Below are 567 nucleotides of genomic sequence, written 5' to 3'. Positions count from 1 at the left end.
AGGGGCATCTCCAAGGACCTCCTCAAAACGCTGACCGACGGCTCGACCTTTACGCTGAAGCTGGAGGCGTCTTTTGATGGCGGTGCAACGCGCTTTCCGTTTTCGGAACAGTCGTACACCATTAGAAGCGTCCCGGTTGTTCATACGATTGAAATCACCAAGGTGACGGACTCAAAAGGGCTGGAAATTGTTGACGGAGGAACTACGCAAGACACCACCGTACTCCTGACAGGCACAGTTTCTTGAGAGTTCCAGGCTGAAAAACCCTACGACTGGTTTAAGTAACGATCATTAGATACCGCCGGGTTTGAGTAACAAGTACGTCAATACCCGGCTGTCTGGCTCACAGCCTATTCACACATCGACTCCGTGAACCAGATTAGCAAGGAGCAAAAGAAAATGAAGACCACTTCCCTGACCGCCGAGCAAAAAGACAAATTGACGGCGGCAATCAAACAGGCGCTTGACGGCACTTTATCCATTAACGCAACACCCTACCCTCGTCCTAAAGTCGAGCCTGCAGACGCATTCAACGTGCTTGATCCCAACAAGAACAACGCTGTCGAT

1 protein-coding gene is annotated in these 567 nt (G+C 50.8%); it reads left to right on the top strand.

From position 1 onward, the window contains the following. The coding region (locus SLW74_RS27480; protein ID WP_410930728.1) for a hypothetical protein at positions 1–246 on the top strand (246 nt) is incomplete at its 5' end. Positions 247–567 lie beyond the last annotated feature (321 nt).

It is taken from the genome of Pseudomonas sp. W5-36 (assembly GCF_046540455.1).
Taxonomy (GTDB): domain Bacteria; phylum Pseudomonadota; class Gammaproteobacteria; order Pseudomonadales; family Pseudomonadaceae; genus Aquipseudomonas; species Aquipseudomonas graminis_B.
The sequence above is the reverse complement of the archived record's forward strand: the minus strand, read 5'-3'. Positions and strand labels throughout refer to the sequence as shown.